Origin of the sequence: Agarivorans sp. QJM3NY_29, assembly GCF_050870835.2 — a bacterium.
Classification (GTDB): domain Bacteria; phylum Pseudomonadota; class Gammaproteobacteria; order Enterobacterales; family Celerinatantimonadaceae; genus Agarivorans.
Window position 1 is genome coordinate 4128310 of record NZ_CP194036.2, and the last position, 23814, is coordinate 4152123.

Consider the following 23814-nt stretch of genomic DNA (forward strand, 5'->3'; position numbering starts at 1 on the left):
TTCTAAACAACCAGAAAAAGCAACTTGTTGCGTATCGGGCAACGCCCAAAATCTTTTTAATAAAATCTTACATCTTGAAATTTATTTTTCGTAATATTTGAGAATATTACCTCATCTAAATTTAAAGTATCTCTTAATGTATCTAACTATAAAGAAGGAAATTGAACAACTAGGAAAAAGATCATAAATCTGTTAAATAATCAGGAATAGTCTGTTAAATAATCAAGAAAAACCTTGTTTTAGATTCGCCCTTAAAGAACATTTAACGCCTAGATTAAGATGTTTTTCGGTGTATTTTTTAAAACAAAATCGAATATTGCTAGTTTATCATTCGTTTAGTATTATTTCTTTTGTGCAAAAAAGGAGTTTTGCGCTGCTCGAAAGAGCTTGCGCCCCAACAACAAAGGGGCAATTAAAATGAAAAAAAGTGATGAACCAACGCTAACTCACATGATTCTACTTCAGCAGTTTAACTACAGGGCTTTAATCCCAGTTGAAGAACTTGCTGAACCATACTTGAATCTTGCACGTAGAACCGCTTTGAACAGGGCTAAAACGCATTCTTTGCCTTTTCCTTGCTTCAGGGTTGGTGATACACAAAAGTCTCCGTATGTCGTAGCATTGAGCGATTTAGTCGAATTTATCGACAGAAGAATTGAAGAGGAGAGAAGCTTATGGAAAAGCTTTCAAATTGGATGATAATTCTGGGAAGGAAAGTTGTTCCTGCTTCGGCAGGTTCAGCTTTTTTTTGCTTGAAAAACGGGTTGACCCCAGATGACCCCAAAGAATCTATTGAACCGATATTGGTTAAAATTTGTAGAAGCGATGGTAAAATATATCACAATATGCAAGAATAAATAAAAACGTGCAAAAACAACAACTTAAAATAAAATTATTTTAAAAAAAATGCTTTTTGACCCCCATGTTAACCCCCAACCACAAACTCAACCACCTAAACCATTGAAATAAATATAATTTTACCACTCAATCGCACCAATCAAGCATGGGGGCAACAGAAAAGCGATGTGCGGGGTATAAGTAAACTTGGGTCATGGGCTCAACATATTAAAAAATAATTAAAACAACGACACTAAGTTATTCCCTAGCATCTAAAAGTAGGCGGTCAGGTTTGGAGCCCCCGACTGACAACAATCGGACGATTATACCCCCCTCTGAACTAACTTGGTAATGTTTGACTCTGTTACGCATCGTTTCACTGATCATAAACATCTCTCAAACAAACTTTTTCTCACCCTATAGCCAACTTAATTCGCTTGATTTTTCACTAAAAATAGCTAGTTTTCATCTATAATGGTGAGAAGACTCGTAAAGTTTTGAGTTAAAGTTGCAGCGCTTCTGATCTCATGCGATTCTTATTAAAACTACTCAAATATTGATTCGTGGCTTAGCGATGCTCTTTATCAGCAAACTAAGACCACCAGTAACAGGAGCGCATTAGCCCTTATGGACGTAAATTTTGTAAATCCTTTTCTCAGTTCTCTTCTTAATGTCCTAGAAACGATGGCTCAGTTGGAGCTAAAACCCGGAAAACCGGGGTTGAAGAAGGATGAGATTGCACGTGGTGATGTCTCGGGACTCATCGGCATGGTTGGCCAACAAACCAAAGGTTCGTTATCGATTAGTTTCGAGAAAGATCTTGCGATTGAGATCATGCGCCGCATGTTAGGCGAAGCTCCGGATTCTATCAACGAAGAAGTGACCGATATGGTTGGCGAAATTACCAATATGGTCACCGGTGGCGCGAAACGCTTGTTAGCCGATAAAGGTTACGATTTTAATATGGCGACCCCTGTCGTTGTATCCGGTCCCTCCCATACCATTACCCATAAAACTGAAGGCCCTAAAGTACTCATCCCATTCACTTCTGTTTATGGCTCAGCCACCATCGAGATATGCTTTGAAAACACTTAGTAAACCAGCCTAAGCGAATAAAAAAAGCCCACTAAAGAGTGGGCTTTTTGTTCTCGAATAAATTTTAGATTTACAAACCTTCGGCGTTCGCTGACAAATACTTAGCAACACCCTCTGGGCTCGCATCCATTGCCTCTTTACCCTGTTCCCATTGTGCAGGACAAACTTCACCATGCTCTTCATGGAAGTTTAGTGCATCAACCATACGTAGCATTTCATCGATATTACGGCCAAGCGGTAAATCATTCACTACTTGGTGACGAACTACACCCGCGGTATCAATTAAGAAAGAACCACGGAAAGCGACACCCGCTTCAGGATGTTCCACGTCATAGGCTTTACAGATCTCGTGTTTCACATCGGCAATCAATGGATATTGAACCGCACCAATACCACCATCTTCAATTGCAGTGTTACGCCAAGCGTTATGAGAAAATTGAGAATCGATAGAAACACCGATCACCTCAACACCTTTTGCTTGGAAGTCTTTAAAACGATGATCGAAAGCAATAAGTTCAGAAGGACAAACAAAAGTAAAATCTAGTGGGTAGAAGAATACAACTGCAGCTTTGCCTTTGATATGCTCACTTAAAGTAAAGCTATCAACGATCTCACCATTACCTAACACGGCAGCAGCAGTAAAATCTGGAGCAGGACGACCAACTAAAACACTCATTTCATTATTCCTTGTTAAATACGTTACTAATATTCGCTACAAATAATGCACTAATTTACTAAAATAAACGAATTTATCTAATAAATTAATTCGATTGGACTATTTTTTTAAATAAGAGCTCAATAGAGCAGCATTCAACTAATAGTCTAAAAAACATGACTTGTAAATACTATCTAACATAACTGAGTTGAACTCGAGAGCTCAGTTTGGTCACTAATTCATATGCACTGGAACCCACGGCTGCCGCAACAGTTTCTACCGGTAGTTCCGCTCCCCATAACACCACTTTATCACCGACTTGATCGCAGGCTTCAGGCCCCAAATCAACACATAACATGTCCATCGATACCCGACCAACCACAGGAACCACACGACCATTTACCCACACAGGCGTGCCATTTGGCGCACAACGTGGATAACCATCCCCATAGCCCATAGCCACAACCCCCAACTGAGTGTTCTGCTCGGCATACCAATTCGCACCATAACCAACACTTTCACCTTTCGGCTGTTCACGTACAGCGATCAATTGAGATTGCAAGGTCATTACAGCTTGTAAGTTAAAATCAGCCCCCTGGGTATCAACTTGTGGTGAAATACCATACAGCGCAATGCCAGGACGGTTCCAGTCAGCATGGGTTTGTGGCCATAACAAAATTCCCGCCGAATGAGCGATAGAACGTTCACAATCTAGTCCTGAAGACAATTCGCTAAAACTATGAATTTGTCTGCGGGTTAAAGGATGCTCTAAGTCATCAGCACAGGCTAAGTGACTGATTAATTTATAATCGGACAAAATATTCGGGCAGGCTAGGATCCGCGGCAACAGTTGCTTAAACTGTTGAGGCAAAAAGCCTAAACGATGCATTCCGGTGTCCAATTTTAACCAACAATCGAGTGCTTGCGGCAAGCTAATCTGCTCGAGTACAGCCAGTTGTTGTTCACTATGAATAACACAAGAAATATTCTGTTCAGCAAACTCTTGCGCTTGTTTTTCGTCGAAAAAACCCTCTAGAGCTAAAATTTTAGACTCGATCCCCGCAGCACGTAAAGTCAAAGCTTCTTCTGCTCGAGCCACAGCAAAGCCATCGGTCAAATCACGTAAAGCTTGAGCGACCTCGAGCATGCCATGACCATAAGCATTAGCTTTAATCACCGCTAAAATTTTACTGTGTGGCGCGCGCTGCTTTAAGACCAAAAAGTTATGTTGTAGCGCTGAGAGCGACACGAAGGCCTTTACTATATTCATAACAGCCTATTCATCATCAAAGAATTCCCCAGCCCAATTATCAAAGCGCGAAAAATGTCCCTGGAAAGTAAGAGGAACTCGGCCAATTGGGCCATTCCGTTGTTTACCGATAATAATTTCGGCCATGCCTTTATTTGCCGAGTCTTCGTGGTAGACCTCATCACGATAGATAAACATAATTAAGTCCGCATCCTGCTCGATAGAACCCGATTCACGTAAGTCGGAGTTGATCGGACGTTTATCGGCACGCTGCTCCAAACCACGGTTGAGCTGCGATAAGGCCACCACTGGCACATTCAGTTCTTTAGCGAGAGACTTGAGTGAGCGAGAAATCTCTGCAATTTCCAGAGTCCTATTTTCACTTAAGCCAGGCACCTGCATCAATTGTAGGTAATCGATCATGATCATGCTCAAACCACCAGACTCCCGGGCAACCCGACGAGCGCGAGAACGGACCTCAGTCGGGGTTAAACCCGATGAGTCATCCACATACATTTTCGACTTTTCGGCCATTAAACCCATTGTCGAAGACAAGCGAGCCCAATCATCATCGTCTAAACTACCGGTTCTGATTTTAGTTTGATCGATCCGCCCCAATGAGGCCAACATCCGCATCATAATTTGTTCTGAGGGCATCTCTAAGCTAAAAATCAACACTGGCTTATCTTGGGTCATCGCGGCATATTCACACAAGTTCATCGCGAAAGTGGTTTTACCCATGGAGGGTCGGGCCGCCACAATAATCAAATCAGAGCCTTGTAAGCCACTGGTTTTTTTATCCAAATCGGCAAAACCAGTCGAGACCCCTGTCACCCCATCATTGGGCGCTTTGTATAACTCTTCAATTCTATCGATAGTATCTGCGAGCAAACTTTTAACTTCAACGGGACCTTCATTGGCATTGGCGCGCGATTCAGCAATTTTGAATACTTTACTTTCTGCAAAATCTAATAAGTCACTACTCTTACGGCCCTGTGGTTCGTAGCAACTATCGGCAATTTCGTTGGCAACCGCAATCAACTCGCGGGTCACCGCCCGTTCTCGTACAATTTCAGCATAGGCGCGAATGTTAGCCGCACTAGGCGTATTCTTGGCAATTTCACCTAAATAGGCAAATCCACCAATATCCTCTAAATGCTCTTGACGTTCCAGCTCTTCAGAAACGGTCACTAAATCGATGGGCTGGCCAGCTTCGGCCAAACGAGTCATTGCGGCAAAAATATGCTGATGGGCGCGTTGATAAAAGTCCTGCTCAACCACCTGCTCGGCCACATTATCCCAAGCATTATTGTCTAGCATTAACCCCCCCAACACCGCCTGCTCTGCTTCAATCGAATGGGGAGGGGCTTTTAGTTGGTCAAGTTGTGAATCTTTCGGCTTTTTATCTGTATTCTTAAATCTACGAGAGAGCTCGCTGGCTGCCATAATCTATCAATGTGGTTGTTTATTACAGCCGACTATTATGCGCCAATATCAGCATCACACCAAGTAACATTTATCGGAAGTGGAGAAACAACAAAGCCAGCGTAAGGCTGGCTTTGAGATGCAAGGGCTGTACTTACATTTTTGAAAAATAGGCTGCTAATTCAGCGATCTCTGCATCATTTAGCAAAGCTGCTTGGGCTTGCATAATCGCAGCTTGCCCTCCATTACGCTGTTTCGCCTTATAGGCGTTTAGCGAAGAGATCAGATACTGCTCGTTTTGCCCCGCCAAATTAGGATACCCCGGAATAACAGCTTTACCATCCGCGCCATGACAAGCCGCACAAATCATGGCCTTAGCTGGGGCGGCATTGGCTGTTGATACGACAAATGAGAGTATCAGCGCCATTGAAAATATCAATTTATTCATTATGTTCCTCATTATTGTTATTGATGAAACCAGGACATGCCAGACGCTCTCCACAAGCTTAACCCCAGCTAAATTGAGCTTAGCAAATAATCTGAAATAGCAACAGCTTAAGCCTAACAAGCCGTGAACCAAGCTCAAAAAATTTGGAGTGCCGACGCTTGCAAGCAATCTTCTACATCATGAGTCACCACAATCGCGGGAATATTTAGCGCTTCTATTTTATCTTTCACAAACTGACGAAACTGCTGGCGAAGTGGCGTATCTAATTTACTAAAGGGCTCATCAAGTAATAATAGTTGCGGCTGTGCCAGTAAACTTCTTAACACACTGATCCGTGCGCGTTGCCCTCCAGAGAGACTGGCAACATCTCGCTGCTGATAACCCGCCATGCCAGCATCAACCAGCGCCTGCGCAATGATAGATGACGCCGAAGCTTGCTCCCGTTGAGCTAAAGCAAATTGCAGATTCTGCGCCACATTAAAATGCGGAAACAGGAGGTCATCTTGAAATAGCATTCCAACTCGGCGCTGTGCTTGCGGGAGCTTACTAATCTCCCGATTGGCCAACTGAATAGTTCCACTACAAGTAAAATTACCATCCAGCGTACCTGCTATAGCCGCCAACAAGCTCGATTTACCACAGCCACTAGGGCCCATGAGGGTGACAATTTCTCCCCGCTCCACCCTTAAGTGAAAACCACTTAACAGCACCTGTTTCGCCAAATACAAATTAAAATCATCGATTAACAACATCAGTTCTGCATTCCTCGATAGTGACGATAACGCCATTTAGGCCAAGAAATCACCGCAACATAAACTAATAAAGGTAATAAGCTCTGCCAAATGACCATCACTGCCGTCACCCTCCGGTCGCCTCCAGAAGCCAGCGCTACCGCTTCGGTCGTGAGAGTTGGCACCCGTCCTCCTCCAACAAATAAGGTGGGTAGATACTGCGCGATGCTCACTGCAAAACCAACGGCAAAAGCAAGGCCTAAAGGCTTACTCAGCATCGCCAATTTAACCCGCCAAAAACTACGCCAATAACTATGTGACAAGCTCACTGCTGCTTGCATAAAGCGAACATCAAAGCGACGATAATTATCAGCCAAAGTTAAATAAACGTAAGGTAAAACAAATAGTAAATGCGCCCATACTACCGCAAGCATCGTGCCGTCTAAACGGTATTTGAACAACTGCACCTGAACCCCAAATAAGAATACCACTTGCGGTAATAGCAGTGGCAAATACATGAGCACCGACCACCACTTAGAATATTTGAGCTGTCGCATTTGATATTCTAAGCAACCCACCACTAACAACAAACTGATGCTAGCCGAACTCAACGCGATGATCAGACTATTCAGCAACGGCTGAGATAAATAGCTCCCCGCTTGCAGCCAGTAATGTGCGCTCCATTGTGCAGGCAGGCTGTCAGGGAAGCGCCAGCGCCAAGTAAAAGACCAAATACTTAACAACAGCAAGCAACTCAGTAATAGCAGCACCAGAAATAGCAATAAGGCCCGAGCAGGCTTCACATTCGAAGCCGCTCTGCGGCGTCCTTGCATACTCAAGCGCAAATTACACCGCAGATATAATTTCTCCAATACTAACGCTAAGGCCAAACTTAAAATAACCAAGCCGAGTAACAATAAGGCTCCGGAGGTTCCCATCAATCGGCGTTCAATATCGCTATCGCTAAGCCATTGCCATATCTGCATCGCAAAAGTAGTCGGTCTACTCGGACCAATGATTTGTGCTACATCAACCACGGTTAAAGAAAATGCGAGTACCGTAAAAAACGCTAACCTCAAGCGAGGCAGTAGTTGGGGGATTAATATGCTTCGCCATAGCTGAACGGTCGAATAACCATAACTTTGGCCTAAGGCGAGACTACGTTGCACCGCAATTTGCGAGCAACTCGCCATTAACACAAACAGTAAAAAAGGTAACTCTTTCGCCCACAGAGCCAAAATTAAGCTGATTCCCCAGCTATCTTGAGTGCTTTGCCACATCGGTGGATAAGCAAAGCCAGTCAACCAAGGGGAAACAAGGCGCATCAACCAACCGCTAGGCGCCAATAAGAATAATAGCGCAATGGCTAAAGCCGCATGAGGAATGGCTAAAAATGGCGCGAGACTGCGCTCCAAAAAACGCCACCAAGAACTCCCATAACAGTGCATCGCCAACCATAATGCGGTAAACAGCGACAAGAGACTTGCCACCCAACCTGTCAGTAACGACAAACCAATCGAAGCCCATAGAGAAGGCTGAGAAAATAGTGCCTGCCACTGAGAAAGGTTCGCTTGGTTTTTTCCAGCAATCGGAAAATAATCGAAAGCTGGCAACACGGTCTCGATAAAACCAAATAACAAGGGCACTAACAATAGTCCCCCCGTCAATATAGGAAATATCGCGCTAAACTTCCCCCATCCACTTCTCATCTAGAATAACGACGTAACCACTCTGCTTCTAATAACGCAACCCAGCTTGCATGCGGCTCTGCAAGTACTTTAGCTCGATCGGCAGAACTTAAACTAGCCGGGCTTGATTGAGCCTTGGCAAACAACGCGCGCTGCGGCTTGGTCAATTTATTCAAAGACAATACGCTAGGATCTCCCCAATAAGCCAAATCGGCTTTACGCGCTTGCGCCTCTGGTGACAATAAGAAATTCGCCACCACCATCGCCGCAGCGGACGCATCACTATTGAAAGGAATCGCCAAAAAGTGAGTATTTCCCAAAGTTCCATTTTTATGAACATAACTTTCTACTGTATTCGGCAGCAATCCTTGTTTAACTGCTGCGGCAGCATCATTAGGATTAAAACTAAAAGCGATGGTTAATTCACCATCATTCAATAACTGTTGCATTTGACCACTACCGCTCGGAAAGCTCTGCCCCCCCCGCCACAATAAAGGGTGTAATTGGTCTAAATAGGCCCAAAGCGGGGCGGTGAGCGCACTAAATGTTTGCTTGTCAACCGGATGATAAAGCCGCTGAGGATCCTCAATTGTTTCTAACAGTATTTGCTTAATGAAGGTCGTCCCATAAAAGCTAGGTGGTGCGGGATAACTGAATAAACCAGGATGCACCTGTAAATAGCTTAATAAAGCTAGTGCAGAATCGGGTGCCTGATTAAGCCGCTCAGCGTCGTAGTAAAAGGTAAGTTGGGCACCGCCCCATGGGGACTCATAGCCCTCAACTGGTAGGGTAAAATCAAATTTAAGTGCTGGACTACTTTGATCGGTTAACGCCAGATTGGGTAAGCGTTGACTAAAAGGCCCATACAACAGTTGCGCCTGTTTTAAACTGCGAAAGTTCTCGCCATTCACCCAGACTAAATCAACACTGCCACCATCAATTCGGCCACTGCTTTTTTCAGCTAAAATTCGACTTACCACATTGGCGGTGTCGTTAACTTTCACATGCACCAAGTTAATCTGATAACGCTGTTTCACTTGCTCACCAGCCCAGCGAATATAAGCATTAATGTTATCGGCTCCCGCCCAGGCATTAAAGTAAACGGTTTGTCCTTTGGCCTGCTGCTCAATGTCCGACCAATTCGAATTCGCAAAACTCACTGAACTTATAAAAATAGCTACCACCAGCATCATTAACCGCACGCTCACTCTCCCTGTTATTGTGTTAAATAGCGCGATAATCACATCGCTTTATCTAGACTTCAGCCCTGAGCTGCAGCACGATGGACCCAGCCAAATCATCGCTAAGCAGTTCACAAGCAACTCGAGTTAAACTCACTAATTAAGATAACCGGAGTAATCCCTACAATCTTTCAAAACTTAATAAAATCATAGTCTAAAAACACAAAAACCGCGCCGAGGCGCGGTTTTTAATAGTCGTGGCTGAGAATTTTATTCTGCAGCGACAACTTGTAAAGCAATCGTTGCACTGACTTCACCGTGAACTTGAACAACAATGTCAAATTCACCTGTGTTGCGCAATACACCGTTAGATAAACGTACTTCTGATTTCGTTACTTCAACCCCAGCCGCAGTAATTGCGTCAGCGATATCACGAGTCCCGATAGAACCAAATAGTTTACCTTCGTCACCCGATTTTGCAGAGATAACAATAGCTTCTAGAGCATTTATTTTCTCAGCACGAGCTTCGGCTACTTTTAAAGTTTCAGCCAGTTTAGCTTCTAATTCAGCACGACGAGTTTCAAAAACTTCAACGTTTGATTTAGTAGCTGGTACAGCTTTACCTTGAGGGATCAAGAAGTTACGTGCGTAACCTGCTTTCACATTAACTTGATCACCCAAACCGCCTAAGTTAGCGATTTTGTCTAATAAAATAATTTCCATTACCTTTCCTCGAATAATCTCGGTTGAGTTAGGCTAATGCCAAAGATTTACTTATGTAAATCAGTGTATGGCAATAGAGCCAGGTAACGAGCACGCTTAATAGCACGTGCAAGTTGACGTTGGTATTTAGCGCTTGTACCAGTAATACGACTCGGTACAATTTTACCACTTTCAGTGATGTAGTTTTTCAATGTTGTAGTATCTTTATAATCAATCTCTACAACACCTTCCGCTGAAAAGCGGCAGAATTTACGACGACGGAAAAAACGTGCCATAACATTATCCTCGTGATAACAAATCAATTTCAGAAGCATGAAGTACCAATCGGTAACTACCGTTGGCCGCTTTGTGGCTATTTAAAAAGCCACTTACTTTTACCTCACACCCCATACTTATATGCGATGAATCTTGCTTCAAAATATCGCCACTTGCGACTACTGCTATTTGGCAATAGGCCTGACGAGAAAATCCAGCTTCTTGCTGCTGCGAACGATGCTCTAACCAAAATTGGCAATGAGCAACACCGGCTGGACTGGTAGAGCGTTTTGGTGCGCGAATTACCCGCCCCTGCAAAACCAACCTATTTTCAGACATTCGTCTTATTCTTCGCTAGCTGACTCTTCGTTAGCTTCAACTGCTGGAGCTTCTTCAGTTACTGCAGCTTCTTCACGACGAGCTGGACGCTCATCATCACGACGAGCTGGACGCTCATCTCTAGCTTTAGCAATTGCAGACATTTCTGTCACAGCAGCTTTAGTGCGCATGATCATGTTGCGGATAACAGCATCGTTGAAACGGAAAGCAGTTTCCAATTCATCAATAACTTCTGCGCTGGCTTCAATGTTCAAAAGAACATAGTGTGCTTTATGCAGCTTCTCGATTGGGTAAGCCAATTGACGGCGGCCCCAATCTTCCAAGCGATGGATGTTTCCGCCGTTATCATTAATAACAGCAGAATAACGTTCGATCATACCTGGAACTTGTTCGCTCTGGTCTGGGTGGACCATGAATACGATTTCGTAATGACGCATGATTGCTCCCTACGGGTTATAGCCTCGTTCATGGTACAGTCAAACCGAAGAGGCAAGGAACTAAAAATAAAATGACTGTTTTAGGGGCGCTGATTCTATGTGAAGGCGAGAATTTAATCAAGCTAAATTAAAGCCACCGTAAGATTAACTATGCGGTGGCTTTTAATCAGCTTTTATAAAAGAGCGAATTCAGGCCTAACGGCGCTGGCGAACCGCTTCAAACAAACAAATACCTGCAGCAACCGATACATTCAAACTGGATACTGCGCCTAACATCGGCAGTTTCACGAGTTCATCACAGGTTTCCCGAGTTAAGCGGCGCATACCACTCCCTTCTGCGCCCATCACTATCGCCATTGGCCCTTGCAATTTGGTATCGTAAATAAATTGCTCAGCTTCACCCGCCGTTCCCACAACCCACACTCCTAGCTGTTGTAACTCACGCAAGGTTCTAGCGAGATTAGTAACCACGACTAATGGCACGGTTTCGGCAGCACCACTGGCGACTTTACGTACCGTCGCATTTAACTGCACCGAGTTATCTTTCGGCACAATCACCCCCACAACTCCCGCGGCATCGGCGTTACGTAAACAAGCGCCTAAGTTATGCGGGTCCGTGACACCATCTAAGATTAAAAATAATGGTGCCGTCGATGATTCAACCAATGATTTAAGATCGTGCTCATTATATCCGCGACTGGCTTTCACTCGTGCCACAATACCTTGGTGCTGAGTGCTTTCGGCTTTATCGTCCAAAGCCTTACGTGGCATAAATTGCACCGACGCGCCCAAACGACGTAGCTCGTTCAGTAAAGGAAGTAAGCGTTCATCTTGGCGACCTTTTAAGGCAAAAACTTCAATAATGCGCTCGGGACTGCGTTCTAATAATGCTTGCACCGCGTGCAGGCCATAAATTACTTGTTGGCTCATGATCTGTTCTTCTGTTGTTTAGCGGCTGTGCGCTCTTGTTTTCCAGGGCGTTGCTTGCGTTTTTTCTTCGGCTTTTTACGCGGCTTCGCCTGAGACTCAGGACTTGGCTTGGCTTTTTTTGCTGCCGGATCCCGTTGCTGCCAAGGGCTAAAGCCACCTTTATTCTCCGCACTGCTATCTTGCGTACTGCTCGCGCTGGGCTGACGTCGTTTCCCTTTGTTTTTAAGGTCGCGATGCCGCGGCTTTTTACCTTTTCCTGCACGCTTACTCGTTTCGTCTTGCTCACCGGTTTTAACAAAGCGCTTACCACGCCCCCCATCTTTACCTGCACGTGTGGGGCGCTCAAATTCGTCGGCTAGACCATCTTTATTGACCAAGATAAATTCCATCTTGCGATCAGCCATATTCACCGAAGCAACCTTCACTATCAGCGAGTCACCAATACGGAAGCGCTTGCCCGTTTTTTCACCAACTAACAATTGGCGAGCTGCATCATAATGATAATAGTCACCACGTAAAGAGTTGATATGCACTAAACCGTCAATATGAAACTCGTCAAGCCGAGCAAAAAAGCCGAAACCAGTGACCGCAGCAATCGTTGCAGGCAATACTGTACCGACATGGTCAAGCATATATTCGCACTTTAAACTATCAGAGACTTCACGCGTCGCATCATCGGCACGGCGCTCGGTCATCGAACAGTTTTCTCCAAACTTGTCCATCTCATCGACTTGGTAACAATAGCCACCACTGCTCGTCCACTTATTTGTTAAAGTTTGACCAGCCGCTTCAGCAGCCTGTTTATCCACCAAATATTTAATCACTCGGTGTAATAATAAGTCAGGGTAACGACGAATTGGCGAGGTAAAGTGGGCATAAGACTTCAGAGCTAGACCAAAATGACCAATATTATCGGGCTGATATACCGCTTGCATCATCGAGCGTAATAACATGGTTTGGATCAGCTCGAGATCGGGCCGCTGTTGGATCTCGGCGACCAACTTGAAGTAGTCTTTAGGTTGAGGCTCTTCCCCACCCGCCAGTGATAGTCCTAACTCATTAAGAAAACCTTTGAAATTGGTCAGTCGCTCTTTTCCAGGACGATCGTGCACTCGATACAAAATCGGCTGTTGATGTTTCTCGACAAATTTAGCCGCCGCCACATTTGCCTGAATCATACATTCTTCGATTATCTTGTGCGCATCGTTACGCGTCAGCGGCACAATTTGTTCAATTTTACGCTGTGCATTAAAAATGAAGCGGGTTTCTTGAGTTTCTAACTCGATACCGCCGCGCTCAGCTCGGCTGATTTTTAATGCGCTATATAAACGGTGTAGCTCTTGTAAATGAGGGACTTGCTGGACATAACGTGCACTTAAGGCTTCATCACCATCGAGAATAGCGGCCACCTTGTTATAGGTGAATCGAGCATGGGAGTGCATCAGCGCCTGATAAAACTTATAGCCCGATAAGCGCCCTGCCGCCGAAATAGTCATTTCTGCCACCATGCACAAACGATCCACCTGGGGGTTTAACGAGCACAAGCCATTAGATAACAGCTCCGGCAGCATCGGGATCACCTGATCGGGGAAATAGACCGAATTCCCGCGATTGAGAGCTTCTTTATCTAAGGCTGCGTCGGGGCGAACATAATAGGATACATCGGCTATCGCCACCCATAAACGCCAGCCGCCAGATTTTTTCGCTTCACAATAAACAGCATCATCGAAATCGCGAGCATCCTCCCCATCGATGGTAACCAATGGTAACTTACGTAAATCAACCCGATTTTGTTTAGCCGCTTCATCAACTTCTTCTTCAAGCTTATTCACCGCCTTAATCACCGATTTAGGCCACTCGTGTGGTATATCGTGATTGCGCAGCGCTACCTGAACTTCCATCCCCGGCGCCATTTTGTCACCAAGAATATCAATGACTTTACCAACAGCAAGCTTCGGAGCCGAGGGACGACTCAACACTTCAATCACCACTACTTGGCCTTGACGCGCCCCGGCAGTATCATTTTTACCAATTAAAATATCTTGATTAATCCGAGGATCTTCCGGTACCACGTAACGGTGGTTGCCTTCAACAAAATAGCGCCCCACCAGTTTAAGCTTACGCAGCTTAAGCAGCTTGATGACTTGTCCTTCGCGACGACCACGCTTATCGATACTGGATGGAGCGGCCAGCACAAAGTCATTATGAAAAACCTTACGCATTTCTTTGGCCGACAAAAATAGATCCGGCCCTTCTTGAGTCGTATTCAAAAAACCAAAGCCGTCACGGTGACCAATCACCGTGCCAGTAACCAAGCCCAAACGCTCTGGCAAGGTATAAGCGCCGATCCGAGTAGTGACTAATAGGCCTTCTTCTAATAAGTGTGCCAAGGTCGCAGTGAATTGGGGTGCCTGTTCTGGCGTCACTAAAGCTTGTAACCACTCTATAGAAACGGGTGCCATTTCTTGTTCTAGCGCCGCTAATAAACTGACTTTGAGAGTGGCCGATACAGCCTGATTTTGCATTAACTAACCTGCTAAGTTGAGCAAATAAAGGGATATTCCTTATAGAATAGCCCTATGGTAATGCTTTAAGTAAGGCTTTAGTAGGGTTGGTTGCTTGCTTTAGCTTTTTCGACCACATAATCAGGCATTTTTTGGGCCAAAGACGCCAATAATTGACTGGCCTGAAGGTGAGTCTTTTTGTCTGCAATAATCGAATGATGTAACCAACGATAGGCATCTTCGTAATCATAAGGACTGCCCTCGCCCTCAACGTACAAGGAAACCAAGCGCAACTGAGCAGGTAAAAAACCCTGACCAGCCGCTTCACGTAGCAAGGGAATAGCCTTGGTCACGTCTTGTTGCACCAACGTTCCTGTCGCATAATAACGACCCAGTTGTTCCATCGCTGCCGCTAAACCTTGATTGGCGGCTCGCCACATATACATGATACCTAGTTCAGGGTTTGCTTCCACGCAGACCCCCCAAGCCAGCATATCCCCCCATAAAAATTGATAGGCAGGAATTGCAACTTTTTCGGCGCGAGCCTCAATATCTTCGACCAACTGACAATCATCGGCTTTAACGCGAGCCAGATGCTGATTTTTATTAATCCAAGAAATCAGCTCCCCTTGTTTATAAAGCTGAACCGCGTCAATATCAGAAGGGCTAGTGTACTCTGTGGAATCAACTATTTGAGTTGGTGCAGCAGTTTGCTCGGATTCAGCATCCACCGACAAGGGCTCGATAGGTTCAGCCAAAACCGGAGTCGTTAAGCTCGCCAACAGTAACAATGGGGGAAGATACTTGTTCATTTGCCGTTCCTATACCGTTCACCTCTAGGCTATCGGCACTTTGAAACAAAACTAAAGCGACTTTTCAAATACAAAAAAGGAGTGCAAGCACTCCTTGACCTGAATTCGCTAAGATTAACTCACAAATTCAATTCCTTTATCGATATCACCATGTAAGGTATCTAACATGCCATCGATAGCTGATTTTTCAAAGCTGCTAATTTCACCATAAGGTAAAATTTCAACCACGCCTTGCGGACCTAAGCGAACTGGTTGAGCAAAGAACTGAGCGTGCTCACTGCCGCCATCAACATAGGCACATTCAATCACGTCTTCACCTTGCGCAGCTTTCACTAAAGAGAGACAAAAACGTGCTGCGGCCTGCCCCATCGAAAGCGTAGCACTGCCACCACCAGCTTTGGCTTCCACGACTTCGGTGCCCGCATTTTGAATTCGCGTGGTCATGGCAGCGATTTCATCATCGCTAAATTCAATACCGTCTAGTTGCGATAGCAAAGGTAAAATTGTCACCCCGCTGTGACCACCAATCACATTAAGTTTTATATCTGCAGGGTTGAGGCCTCTGGCTTCCGCAATAAAAGTTTCTGAGCGGATCACATCGAGGGTTGTCACCCCAAAAAGTTTACTCTTATTGTAAACACCCGCCTTTTTTAGTACTTCCGCGGCAATAGGCACAGTCGTATTGACAGGGTTGGTGATAATACCAATACACGCGCTTGGGCAAGTCGCGGCAACTTTTTCAATTAAATTTTTAACAATACCTGCATTAATGTTAAATAAATCAGAGCGATCCATTCCAGGTTTACGCGCCACACCCGCTGAAATTAATACAATGTCAGCACCTTCCAAGGCAGGTGTCGGGTCTTCTCCTGCAAATCCTTGTATTGCGACTTGAGTCGGGATATGGCTCAAATCAACCGCAACCCCAGGAGTAACAGGAGCGATATCATAAAGTGAAAGTTCAGAACCCGCAGGTAATTGAGTTTTTAATAGTAATGAAAGGGCTTGACCTATTCCGCCAGCGGCACCTAATACGGCTACTTTCATCCAACTTCTCCATGCTTTTTTATTGTGGTAGAGGGGTAATCTTTAAAGACACACACAAGATAGCGGAATCTATAAAGAAATACAATTTAGCAACATTTTTAAAGCAACTATAAAACACTAAAAGACCGACTCAATCACACTTTAACAACCCGTTTTAGACCTTGGTCTAACTGTATTTGCTACTTAAAATAAGCTTGGTAGATAGCCTGATACTCGCCATTACTTTTTAACACTTTCAATGCGTCGTTAATTTTCTGGAGTAAACGCTGATCTTGTTTCGACACAGCAATACCTAAACCACTTGCTGGATAAGTTCTATCAGTTTGGAGCACATATTGTGGGTGTTTTACTAACCAATAATGCGCCGCAGCAGAATCCAGCAGCACAGCATCAATACGATCTTGCAGCAAATCCTGCAAAGCCAATTGATAACTAGGGTAAGAAATAGAGAATATGGCTTTACGTTGGCGACGCAAGAAACGCTGGAAACTGGAACCATTCTGTACTGCAACCACCGACTGAGATGTGAGCTTATACTCAGCTTTGGTAATATAGACTGCGATATTGTCAAAATAAGCGTGGCTAAAATTCACTAAACGCTGGCGAGGCTCAGTAATATCCAAGGCTGAAATCGCAAAATCATAGTGCCCAACCGCCACACTGCCCAATAGACTATCGAAGGGTTGGTGATAAAACTGACACTCTCTTTTCATCTGCATACAGAGGGCCTTCGCGAGATCGATATCAAAACCCACCAGCTGCTTATTTTGGTCAAACGACTCAAAAGGCGGATATGAAGCTTCGGTGACAACCCGTAATGGTAGCTCCTCTGCCTGAGCAAAATGTATCAATATTAAGGATAGAAATAACAAAAATTTGCAGCGCATAAGTGATTACTCATCATGTCTTTATAACTATGATAATGCAGCTTTGCTCACTCGAACAACTCATAGCGAGAACTTCACTACCGAATAGTGTGCCAAACTATGCATTTATATGCACAAAAGGGGAATAAAGTTGATATAAGAGTTAAAGTTGGCGACAATAACTGCGGATTTATAAGCTCGGATCACCGATGAAATATAGCGATAAACAAGAACAGTTAATAAAAGCCTTTAAATCACTGTTAAAAGAAGAACGATTTGGTTCGCAAGCTGAAATCGTGACCGCCTTGCAGGAGCAAGGTTTTGAAAACATTAACCAATCTAAAGTCTCACGAATGTTGAGCAAATTTGGGGCGGTTCGCACCCGCAATGCCAAGATGGAAATGGTTTACTGTTTACCTGCCGAATTGGGGGTCCCGACCGTTTCTAGCCAACTTAAAATCTTGGTTTTAGAAATGGACTTCAACGATGCACTAATTGTCATTCATACCAGCCCAGGGGCTGCACAATTAATTGCTCGCCTATTGGATTCTTTAGGTAAGGCCGAAGGGATCCTTGGCACCATTGCCGGAGACGATACCATTTTTATCACCCCTACCCGTCAAATTGACATTGCTGACGTATTTCAATCAGTCAAAGAACTATTCGAAATCAGTTAGCACCTAATGGCCCCTTCCCCAAACTAAGCTTTGGGGAAGACAAAAGCCGCTAAATGTTCCACCGATAACCAAACTTTAACCCCAGGTTCAGCCTGCCAATGATCGCGCATGCGAGCATGTAAAACCTGCTCTGGTAGCGCGGCTAATCGTAGCCTAAAATGGGTTTCGTTACCCATGGGATGAACTGAAATGATAGTTGCTTCAATCATCTCACTATTTTCGAGTTGATGAACCATGACATCTTTGGCCCGCACGATCACTTCAACTGCTTGCTCGTCGGCAAATTGCTCTGCCGCAAATGAGCCCAGAGCCGTCACCACTTTTCCTTGCCGCACCTTGGAGGAAAATCGATTACTCGGGCCAAATAAAGCGGCAACAAAAGCATTCTTTGGCTGATTGTAGAGTTGTTGTGGCGTGTCATCTTGAATGATTTTACCCTGCTCCATCACGACAATTCGATCGGCAATAAACATTGCCTCGAAAGGATCATGGGTGACCATTAACGCCGGCGTATCACTCTTCTTTAAAATATCGAGGGTTTCTTCTCGCACCTGTTGACGTAAATGCTCATCTAAGGCCGAGAATGGTTCGTCAAGTAGCAGCGTACTTGGCTCAGGAGCAAGCGCCCGAAGTAAGGCGACACGTTGCTGCTGACCTCCGGATAAAGTGTGTGGGAAGCGCTCCAGCAAACCGTTCATGCCCATGTTTGCTAAGCTATCTTGAACCCATTGACGTCGTTGCGGTAGGTCTTGACGAGTAGCGAAACCATATTCAATATTAGCGCGAACAGTCATGTGCGGAAAGAGCGCGTAGTCTTGGAACATCATGCCTATCGCACGTTGCTCAGGAGGCAGATGAATCCCTTTAGCGGGCGCTGCCACTAATTTTTGTTGCAAATAAAGCTCACCGCTTTGCAAACGTTCTAAACCAGCAATCAATCTTAGTAAGGTGGTTTTTCCACAACCTGATGGCCCAAGTAAGGCAACAATTTGGTGGCTATCCACCGTTAAACTAACATCTTTTAGTGCTTGCTGCTTACCGTAGTAATGATTAACTTGGCGTAACTCTATACTCATGGAGGCTAAACTTCCTTATCGACGAGGCTCTGATAAACCAATATTGCGGCTCATGATGATCACCGGAATAATACCAGCCAGCAAAATGGTGAGTGCCGCCAAAGCACTCTGTTCTAACTGTTCTAATGAGGCTAAGTCCCACACTTGGGTGGACAAAGTATTAAAATTGAATGGTCTTAGAATAAGAGTGATGGGCAGTTCCTTCATGCTATCGACAAAAACCAACAACATCGCCGTCAGTAAGCTTGGTCTGAGCAAAGGGAAGTGAATACGCCATAAGGTTCTTCCCGAACGACTGCCTAATACCCGCGAAGCATCATCCATCTCAGGGGTGATTTTAGTCAAACTGGCATCTAGCGTTCGATAACTTAAGGCGATAAAACGCAAGGCGTAAGCCAATACCAATGCAGCACTGCTGCCAGTAAATATTAATCCAACCGGATGTTCCAGCCAGGCGATCATTAAACCATCGATGGCGTTGTCTAGTAAGCCCAAAGGATAGAGGATCCCCACCGCTAATACCGCCCCCGGAATGGCATAACCTAGAGTCGCTAGTTCAGCTAAACTGCGCATCTTATGGCTTTTCGATAGGCGAACACCGTAAGCCAGCAGCAAACCTAAAGCCGTTGTAAACAACGCTGCCATGGCTGCTAAAGAAAAGCTATTCCAAGCATTACTTAAATATTGTTCCAGGCCAGCGTCAAGATTACCCAAAGCATAATGAATCAGCACCGTTACTGGTAATATAAAACCGAGACCGATTGGCAATACACACAGAAAGGTGGCGAGATAGGCTTTACTGCCAGTTAGCGGCTCAGCAAACATGGCAGTGGATTGGCCAGTCAATTTATAAAACTTGCCCGCATGCCGGCTATAACGCTCTAAAGCAAGTAAAATAATCGAAAAACTAACTAACATTAAAGCCAGTTGCGCTGCAGCAGACAAACTACTCATGTTAAGCCAGACATCGAAAATCCCTGCGGTCAATGTTGGCACCGCAAAAAACTCCACCGTGCCAAATTCATTAATAGTTTCCATCAATGCTAAGGTAACCCCGACAATAATCGCGGGTCTGGCTAAGGGCAAAGCGACTCTAAAAAAACTTTGCGTCTGGCTTTTACCCAAACAACGACTCATCTCATACAACTGCGCTGCTTGCTCAACAAAAGCCGCCCGAGCCAATAAATAGACATAGGGATAAAGCACTAAACTTAGTACTGTAATTGCCCCTTCAATAGAGCGGATCTCAGGAAACCAATACTCGCGCGCCGTCTGCCAGCCAAACAGCAGTCTTAAGCTTTTTTGAACAAAGCCTGCGTACTCAAGCTGATCGGTAATCACAAAGGCTAAGATATAACTGGGCACAGCTAGCGGCAGTAATAAAGCCCACACCAGTAACGACTTTAAAGGGAAATCAAAGCGCGTGACTAACCATGCTGCACCAGTTCCAATGACACTAGTGAATAGTGCAACGCCCAGGCACAGTATTAAGGTGTTTTTTAAATAAACCCAAAATACCGTATCCAATAGATGCTGCCAGATCTGCTGATTGCTTGCCCAGGCTAAAGTGAACAAAGTAGCAATAGGCATCAGTGCCAACAATGCGATAACCAAACCACACCAAACCCAAGGATCGGTCAGCACCCATTTTGCCAAAAAACGCCTCTGCGTAAACTTGGTAACGATGTTCATAGTTTCCTAAATACGATGACGGCGGATTGAATCGCAAAAGCTGACCAAGGGCCAGCTTTGATTCACTAACAAGGAGCTAAGGCTTAAACATGCCTTACAGGTCGAAACCCACTCGATCCACGAGACGAGCAGCTGCAGCACGCTGCTCAGCCACGGCTTGTAAAGAAACTTGGTCAATTTTAAACTGACCAAAACTCTCAATATACTCGTCAGTTTGGATCCCTTGACGAACCGGCTCTTCAAAATTAGCAGTTGCGTATAAGGTTTGCGCTTGTTCGCCCACCAAAAATTCCAGCAACTTAATTGCATTTTGTTTGTGTTTAGCGGTTTTCAGTAAACCCGCCCCCGAAATATTGATGTGCTGACCGCGCCCACCCACTTGTTGATCCAGATACACAACTCGCACCTGTTCGGCCCATTCTTGCTGCTCAGGACTCTTAGTGTTGTAGTACATTTTTCCCATATAATAAAGGTTTGCAATAGCCAGATCACATTGACCTTCAAAAATCGCTTTGGCCTGAGCACGGTCATTCCCCTGAGGTTTACGCGCTAAATTGGCCTTTAAGCCACGTAACCAACTTTCCGCAACAGCCTCGCCATCTTCAGCAATCACTGAGGCGATCAGACCAATGTTATAAACATGTTTACCTGAGCGAGTACAGATCCGCCCCTTCCACTTCGGATCGGCTAAATCATTCAAGGACTGGAGTTCACCTGGAGCGACGCGATCTTTGTCGGCATAAACCACCCGAGCCCGGGTAGTAAGCGCAAACCAAAGATTGTCTGGCTGACGTAGATTGGCAGGAACAACCGAATTTAGGATGGGAGAGTCAACCGCGGCAAATAAACCCGCCGCGCGAATTTCTTCTAAACGACCGATATCGACAGTAAGAACCAAGTCAGCTGGATTGTTCGCCCCAGCGGCTTTAATTTTCTCGACTAAGCCTTTTTCAGCATGCACCACGTTCACTTTAATTCCCGTTTGCTGGGTAAAAGCGTCAGTTAAAGGTAGCAATAAACTAGGTTGACGGTAAGAGTAGAGATTGACTTCCTGCGCTGCAAATGAAGGCTGAGCCAGCAGACTAGTCAACATCGTTATAATTAAAAACACTGAATATTTCACAACACCATCCTTGTCATACAGATATCAAATAAAAACGATTTGCATTTAACTTAATGTTAACATGGGTTCGTTAAATCCACCATCCGCAAAAAACAAAAAAGGCTCGCAGATGCGAGCCTTAATGATAGCATTTAGAATTTAGCTAGAAGACTTAACCGTAACAAACTCAGGATAAGCATCGATACCACAGTCATGCATATCCATACCGCTCATCTCTTCTTCTTCAGAAACTCGGATCCCCATGACCGCTTTCAAGATACTCCATACGATGAAGCTCGCTGCGAATACCCAAACAAAGATGGTTAATGCACCCGCTATTTGACCCGTAAAGCTTGTACCATCATTAGTCAATGGAACAATCATCAAACCAAATAGACCAACCACACCATGAACCGAGATAGCTCCGACTGGATCATCAATCTTAACTTTATCAAAGAACACAATTGAAGCAACAACCAATACACCAGCAACCGCACCAAAAATACTTGCTTCAAGCGCTGTTGGCGTAGAAGGCTCAGCAGTAATCGCGACAAGACCGGCCAAGGCACCATTTAATAACATAGTTAGGTCAGCTTTGCCCCAAGTCAATTTGCAGACGATGAGCGCAGAGATAGCACCAGCGGCCGCAGCAGCATTGGTGTTCAAGAATACCATTGCAACTGAGTGAGCGTTGGCAGCATCGGCTAATTTCAACACCGAACCACCGTTGAAACCAAACCAACCCATCCATAAAATGAAGGTACCAACTGTCGCCAATGGCATGTTAGAACCAGGAATTGGGTTAACCGCACCGTTTTTGCTGTATTTCCCTTTACGAGCACCCAGTAATAAAACGCCAGAAAGTGCCGCAGCTGCGCCCGCTAGGTGAACAATACCAGAACCTGCGAAGTCAGAGAAACCAAGGTCGCCTAAGTTGTATAAACCAAATACATCAGCACCGCCCCAAGTCCAGCTACCTTCTAGCGGATAGATGAAACCAGTAAGAACAGCGGCAAATGCTAAGAATGCCCAAAGCTTCATACGCTCAGCTACAGCGCCCGATACGATTGACATTGCGGTTGCCACAAATACCACTTGGAAGAAGAAATCTGAAGCCGCTGAATAAACACTACCACCGTCAAAGCCTGCTTCTTGCTTAGCTGACAAAACACCCGCCAAATCGAAGGCTTCTATACCAGAGAGGAATATACCGCCGCCATACATGATTGAGTAACCACAAATCAAATACATGATACAAGCGATTGCGTAAAGCGCGATATTTTTGGTTAAAATTTCAGTGGTGTTTTTAGCTCGAACCAAGCCAGCTTCTAACATTGAGAAACCAGCAGCCATCCACATCACCAGCGCGCCACACACCAAAAAGTAAAAGGTGTCCATCGCATATTGCAGTTGATAAATTTCGTTTTCCATAATTATTACTTCCCCGTAATCCTTATTAAATAGCTAGTTAAGTTGTACTTAAATAGCCTCTGCATCCATTTCGCCAGTACGAATCCGTACCACATTGCTTAAGTCGTAAACAAAAATCTTACCGTCACCGATCTTGCCGGTGTAAGCCGCGCTAGAAATTGCCTCGATAATGCGATCGACATTTTCAGAGCTGGTTGCAATTTCCAGTTTAACTTTGGGTAGAAAATCTACTTGGTACTCTGCACCGCGGTATAATTCGGTATGACCTTTCTGACGACCAAAGCCTTTCACCTCTGATACAGTCAAACCATCAACACCTACTTCAGCAATGGCTTCTCGCACGTCATCCAATTTGAATGGCTTGATTATCGCGCTTATTAGTTTCATTTGAGCTCCTCCAAAGAGTCATCGATTAACGTTTCTCATATAAGTACTAACAAACGCCATGCCAATACGATTTTAAGCATTAAATTCAATAAGTTAACAATATATTGCATTCGGATGAAATAGTCGTTCGCACCAATTAGGTGCTATTATTTTTCTGCTTGACCCAAGTTGGGTCACACTTTCGCAGGTATCCATTGACAAGCACTAATTAAGTGCACTTGGCTGTC

At 44.8% G+C, this 23814-nt stretch carries 25 protein-coding genes; 4 read left to right on the top strand and 21 right to left on the bottom strand.

The features are described 5' to 3' along the window. The first annotated feature begins 417 nt into the window (after positions 1–417). The 3 genes from ACRRS0_RS18595 (at position 418) to ACRRS0_RS18605 (ending at position 1932) form a co-directional block, all read left to right on the top strand. Positions 418–699: a pyocin activator PrtN family protein gene (locus ACRRS0_RS18595; RefSeq protein ID WP_244536396.1), complete on the top strand. Its 282-nt coding sequence runs from the start codon at positions 418–420 to the stop codon at positions 697–699. After that, positions 675–857 carry a hypothetical protein gene (locus tag ACRRS0_RS18600; RefSeq protein ID WP_432456090.1) on the top strand — a complete coding sequence of 61 codons (183 nt, stop codon included), beginning with the start codon at positions 675–677 and terminating at the stop codon, positions 855–857. The genes ACRRS0_RS18595 and ACRRS0_RS18600 overlap by 25 nt, the downstream gene beginning before the upstream one ends. A gap of 607 nt (positions 858–1464) precedes the next feature. Then, positions 1465–1932 (top strand): chemotaxis protein CheX, encoded by a 468-nt coding sequence (locus tag ACRRS0_RS18605; RefSeq protein WP_432456089.1) that lies wholly within the window; start codon positions 1465–1467, stop codon positions 1930–1932. A gap of 70 nt (positions 1933–2002) precedes the next feature. On the opposite strand, the gene ACRRS0_RS18610 is transcribed toward ACRRS0_RS18605, so the two are convergent. The 16 genes from ACRRS0_RS18610 to ACRRS0_RS18685 all read right to left on the bottom strand — a co-directional run bounded on the left by ACRRS0_RS18610 (position 2003) and on the right by ACRRS0_RS18685 (position 17243). Beyond that, complete coding sequence (locus tag ACRRS0_RS18610) at positions 2003–2608, bottom strand: peroxiredoxin C (RefSeq protein WP_432456088.1); 606 nt, start codon at positions 2606–2608, stop codon at positions 2003–2005. A 169-nt stretch (positions 2609–2777) separates the two neighbouring features. Then, a complete protein-coding gene (gene alr / locus ACRRS0_RS18615) occupies positions 2778–3857 on the bottom strand; it encodes an alanine racemase (RefSeq protein ID WP_432456087.1) in 1080 nt (359 codons plus the stop codon). Between the two features lie 6 nt (positions 3858–3863). After that, the gene (gene dnaB, locus ACRRS0_RS18620; protein WP_432456086.1) at positions 3864–5282 is read right to left on the bottom strand and encodes a replicative DNA helicase; all 1419 of its coding nucleotides are present in this window, start codon (positions 5280–5282) and stop codon (positions 3864–3866) included. A 133-nt stretch (positions 5283–5415) separates the two neighbouring features. After that, positions 5416–5709, bottom strand: a complete 294-nt coding sequence (locus ACRRS0_RS18625) for a c-type cytochrome (RefSeq protein WP_432456085.1) — start codon at positions 5707–5709, stop codon at positions 5416–5418. Between the two features lie 134 nt (positions 5710–5843). After that, positions 5844–6461 carry an ATP-binding cassette domain-containing protein gene (locus ACRRS0_RS18630; RefSeq protein ID WP_432456084.1) on the bottom strand — a complete coding sequence of 206 codons (618 nt, stop codon included), beginning with the start codon at positions 6459–6461 and terminating at the stop codon, positions 5844–5846. Continuing rightward, entirely contained in the window at positions 6461–8149 is a 1689-nt protein-coding gene (locus tag ACRRS0_RS18635) for an ABC transporter permease (protein ID WP_432456083.1), read from the bottom strand. Before ACRRS0_RS18635 ends, ACRRS0_RS18630 begins: the two co-directional genes overlap by 1 nt. Next, positions 8146–9321 (bottom strand): ABC transporter substrate-binding protein, encoded by a 1176-nt coding sequence (locus ACRRS0_RS18640; protein WP_432456141.1) that lies wholly within the window; start codon positions 9319–9321, stop codon positions 8146–8148. Before ACRRS0_RS18640 ends, ACRRS0_RS18635 begins: the two co-directional genes overlap by 4 nt. Positions 9322–9579: 258 nt before the next feature. Continuing rightward, positions 9580–10032: a 50S ribosomal protein L9 gene (rplI, locus tag ACRRS0_RS18645; RefSeq protein WP_432456082.1), complete on the bottom strand. Its 453-nt coding sequence runs from the start codon at positions 10030–10032 to the stop codon at positions 9580–9582. 47 nt (positions 10033–10079) lie between these two features. Further along, the gene (gene rpsR / locus ACRRS0_RS18650) at positions 10080–10307 is read right to left on the bottom strand and encodes a 30S ribosomal protein S18 (RefSeq protein ID WP_137673721.1); all 228 of its coding nucleotides are present in this window, start codon (positions 10305–10307) and stop codon (positions 10080–10082) included. Between the two features lie 4 nt (positions 10308–10311). Further along, a complete protein-coding gene (priB, locus tag ACRRS0_RS18655; protein ID WP_432456081.1) occupies positions 10312–10626 on the bottom strand; it encodes a primosomal replication protein N in 315 nt (104 codons plus the stop codon). 5 nt (positions 10627–10631) lie between these two features. Next, positions 10632–11063, bottom strand: coding sequence for a 30S ribosomal protein S6 (gene rpsF / locus ACRRS0_RS18660; RefSeq protein ID WP_432456080.1), 432 nt, complete (start codon positions 11061–11063; stop codon positions 10632–10634). Positions 11064–11258: 195 nt separating this feature from the next. Beyond that, complete coding sequence (gene rlmB, locus ACRRS0_RS18665; protein WP_432456140.1) at positions 11259–11996, bottom strand: 23S rRNA (guanosine(2251)-2'-O)-methyltransferase RlmB; 738 nt, start codon at positions 11994–11996, stop codon at positions 11259–11261. Beyond that, the gene (gene rnr / locus ACRRS0_RS18670; protein WP_432456079.1) at positions 11990–14518 is read right to left on the bottom strand and encodes a ribonuclease R; all 2529 of its coding nucleotides are present in this window, start codon (positions 14516–14518) and stop codon (positions 11990–11992) included. Before rnr ends, rlmB begins: the two co-directional genes overlap by 7 nt. Positions 14519–14595: 77 nt before the next feature. Beyond that, positions 14596–15309 (bottom strand): tetratricopeptide repeat protein, encoded by a 714-nt coding sequence (locus tag ACRRS0_RS18675; protein ID WP_432456078.1) that lies wholly within the window; start codon positions 15307–15309, stop codon positions 14596–14598. Between the two features lie 114 nt (positions 15310–15423). Next, the gene (mdh, locus tag ACRRS0_RS18680; protein WP_432456077.1) at positions 15424–16356 is read right to left on the bottom strand and encodes a malate dehydrogenase; all 933 of its coding nucleotides are present in this window, start codon (positions 16354–16356) and stop codon (positions 15424–15426) included. Between the two features lie 179 nt (positions 16357–16535). After that, the gene (locus tag ACRRS0_RS18685; protein WP_432456076.1) at positions 16536–17243 is read right to left on the bottom strand and encodes a transporter substrate-binding domain-containing protein; all 708 of its coding nucleotides are present in this window, start codon (positions 17241–17243) and stop codon (positions 16536–16538) included. A gap of 188 nt (positions 17244–17431) precedes the next feature. Between ACRRS0_RS18685 and argR the strand changes: the two genes are divergently transcribed. Then, complete coding sequence (gene argR / locus ACRRS0_RS18690; RefSeq protein WP_432456075.1) at positions 17432–17899, top strand: transcriptional regulator ArgR; 468 nt, start codon at positions 17432–17434, stop codon at positions 17897–17899. A 23-nt stretch (positions 17900–17922) separates the two neighbouring features. On the opposite strand, the gene ACRRS0_RS18695 is transcribed toward argR, so the two are convergent. The 5 genes from ACRRS0_RS18695 to ACRRS0_RS18715 form a co-directional block, all read right to left on the bottom strand. Continuing rightward, positions 17923–18975 carry an ABC transporter ATP-binding protein gene (locus ACRRS0_RS18695; protein WP_432456074.1) on the bottom strand — a complete coding sequence of 351 codons (1053 nt, stop codon included), beginning with the start codon at positions 18973–18975 and terminating at the stop codon, positions 17923–17925. 15 nt (positions 18976–18990) lie between these two features. Continuing rightward, positions 18991–20667 carry an ABC transporter permease gene (locus tag ACRRS0_RS18700; RefSeq protein WP_432456073.1) on the bottom strand — a complete coding sequence of 559 codons (1677 nt, stop codon included), beginning with the start codon at positions 20665–20667 and terminating at the stop codon, positions 18991–18993. 94 nt (positions 20668–20761) lie between these two features. After that, the gene (locus tag ACRRS0_RS18705; protein WP_432456072.1) at positions 20762–21790 is read right to left on the bottom strand and encodes an extracellular solute-binding protein; all 1029 of its coding nucleotides are present in this window, start codon (positions 21788–21790) and stop codon (positions 20762–20764) included. A 138-nt stretch (positions 21791–21928) separates the two neighbouring features. Next, positions 21929–23200, bottom strand: coding sequence for an ammonium transporter (locus ACRRS0_RS18710; RefSeq protein WP_432456071.1), 1272 nt, complete (start codon positions 23198–23200; stop codon positions 21929–21931). Positions 23201–23248: 48 nt separating this feature from the next. Continuing rightward, a complete protein-coding gene (locus tag ACRRS0_RS18715; protein WP_016400812.1) occupies positions 23249–23587 on the bottom strand; it encodes a P-II family nitrogen regulator in 339 nt (112 codons plus the stop codon). Positions 23588–23814 lie beyond the last annotated feature (227 nt).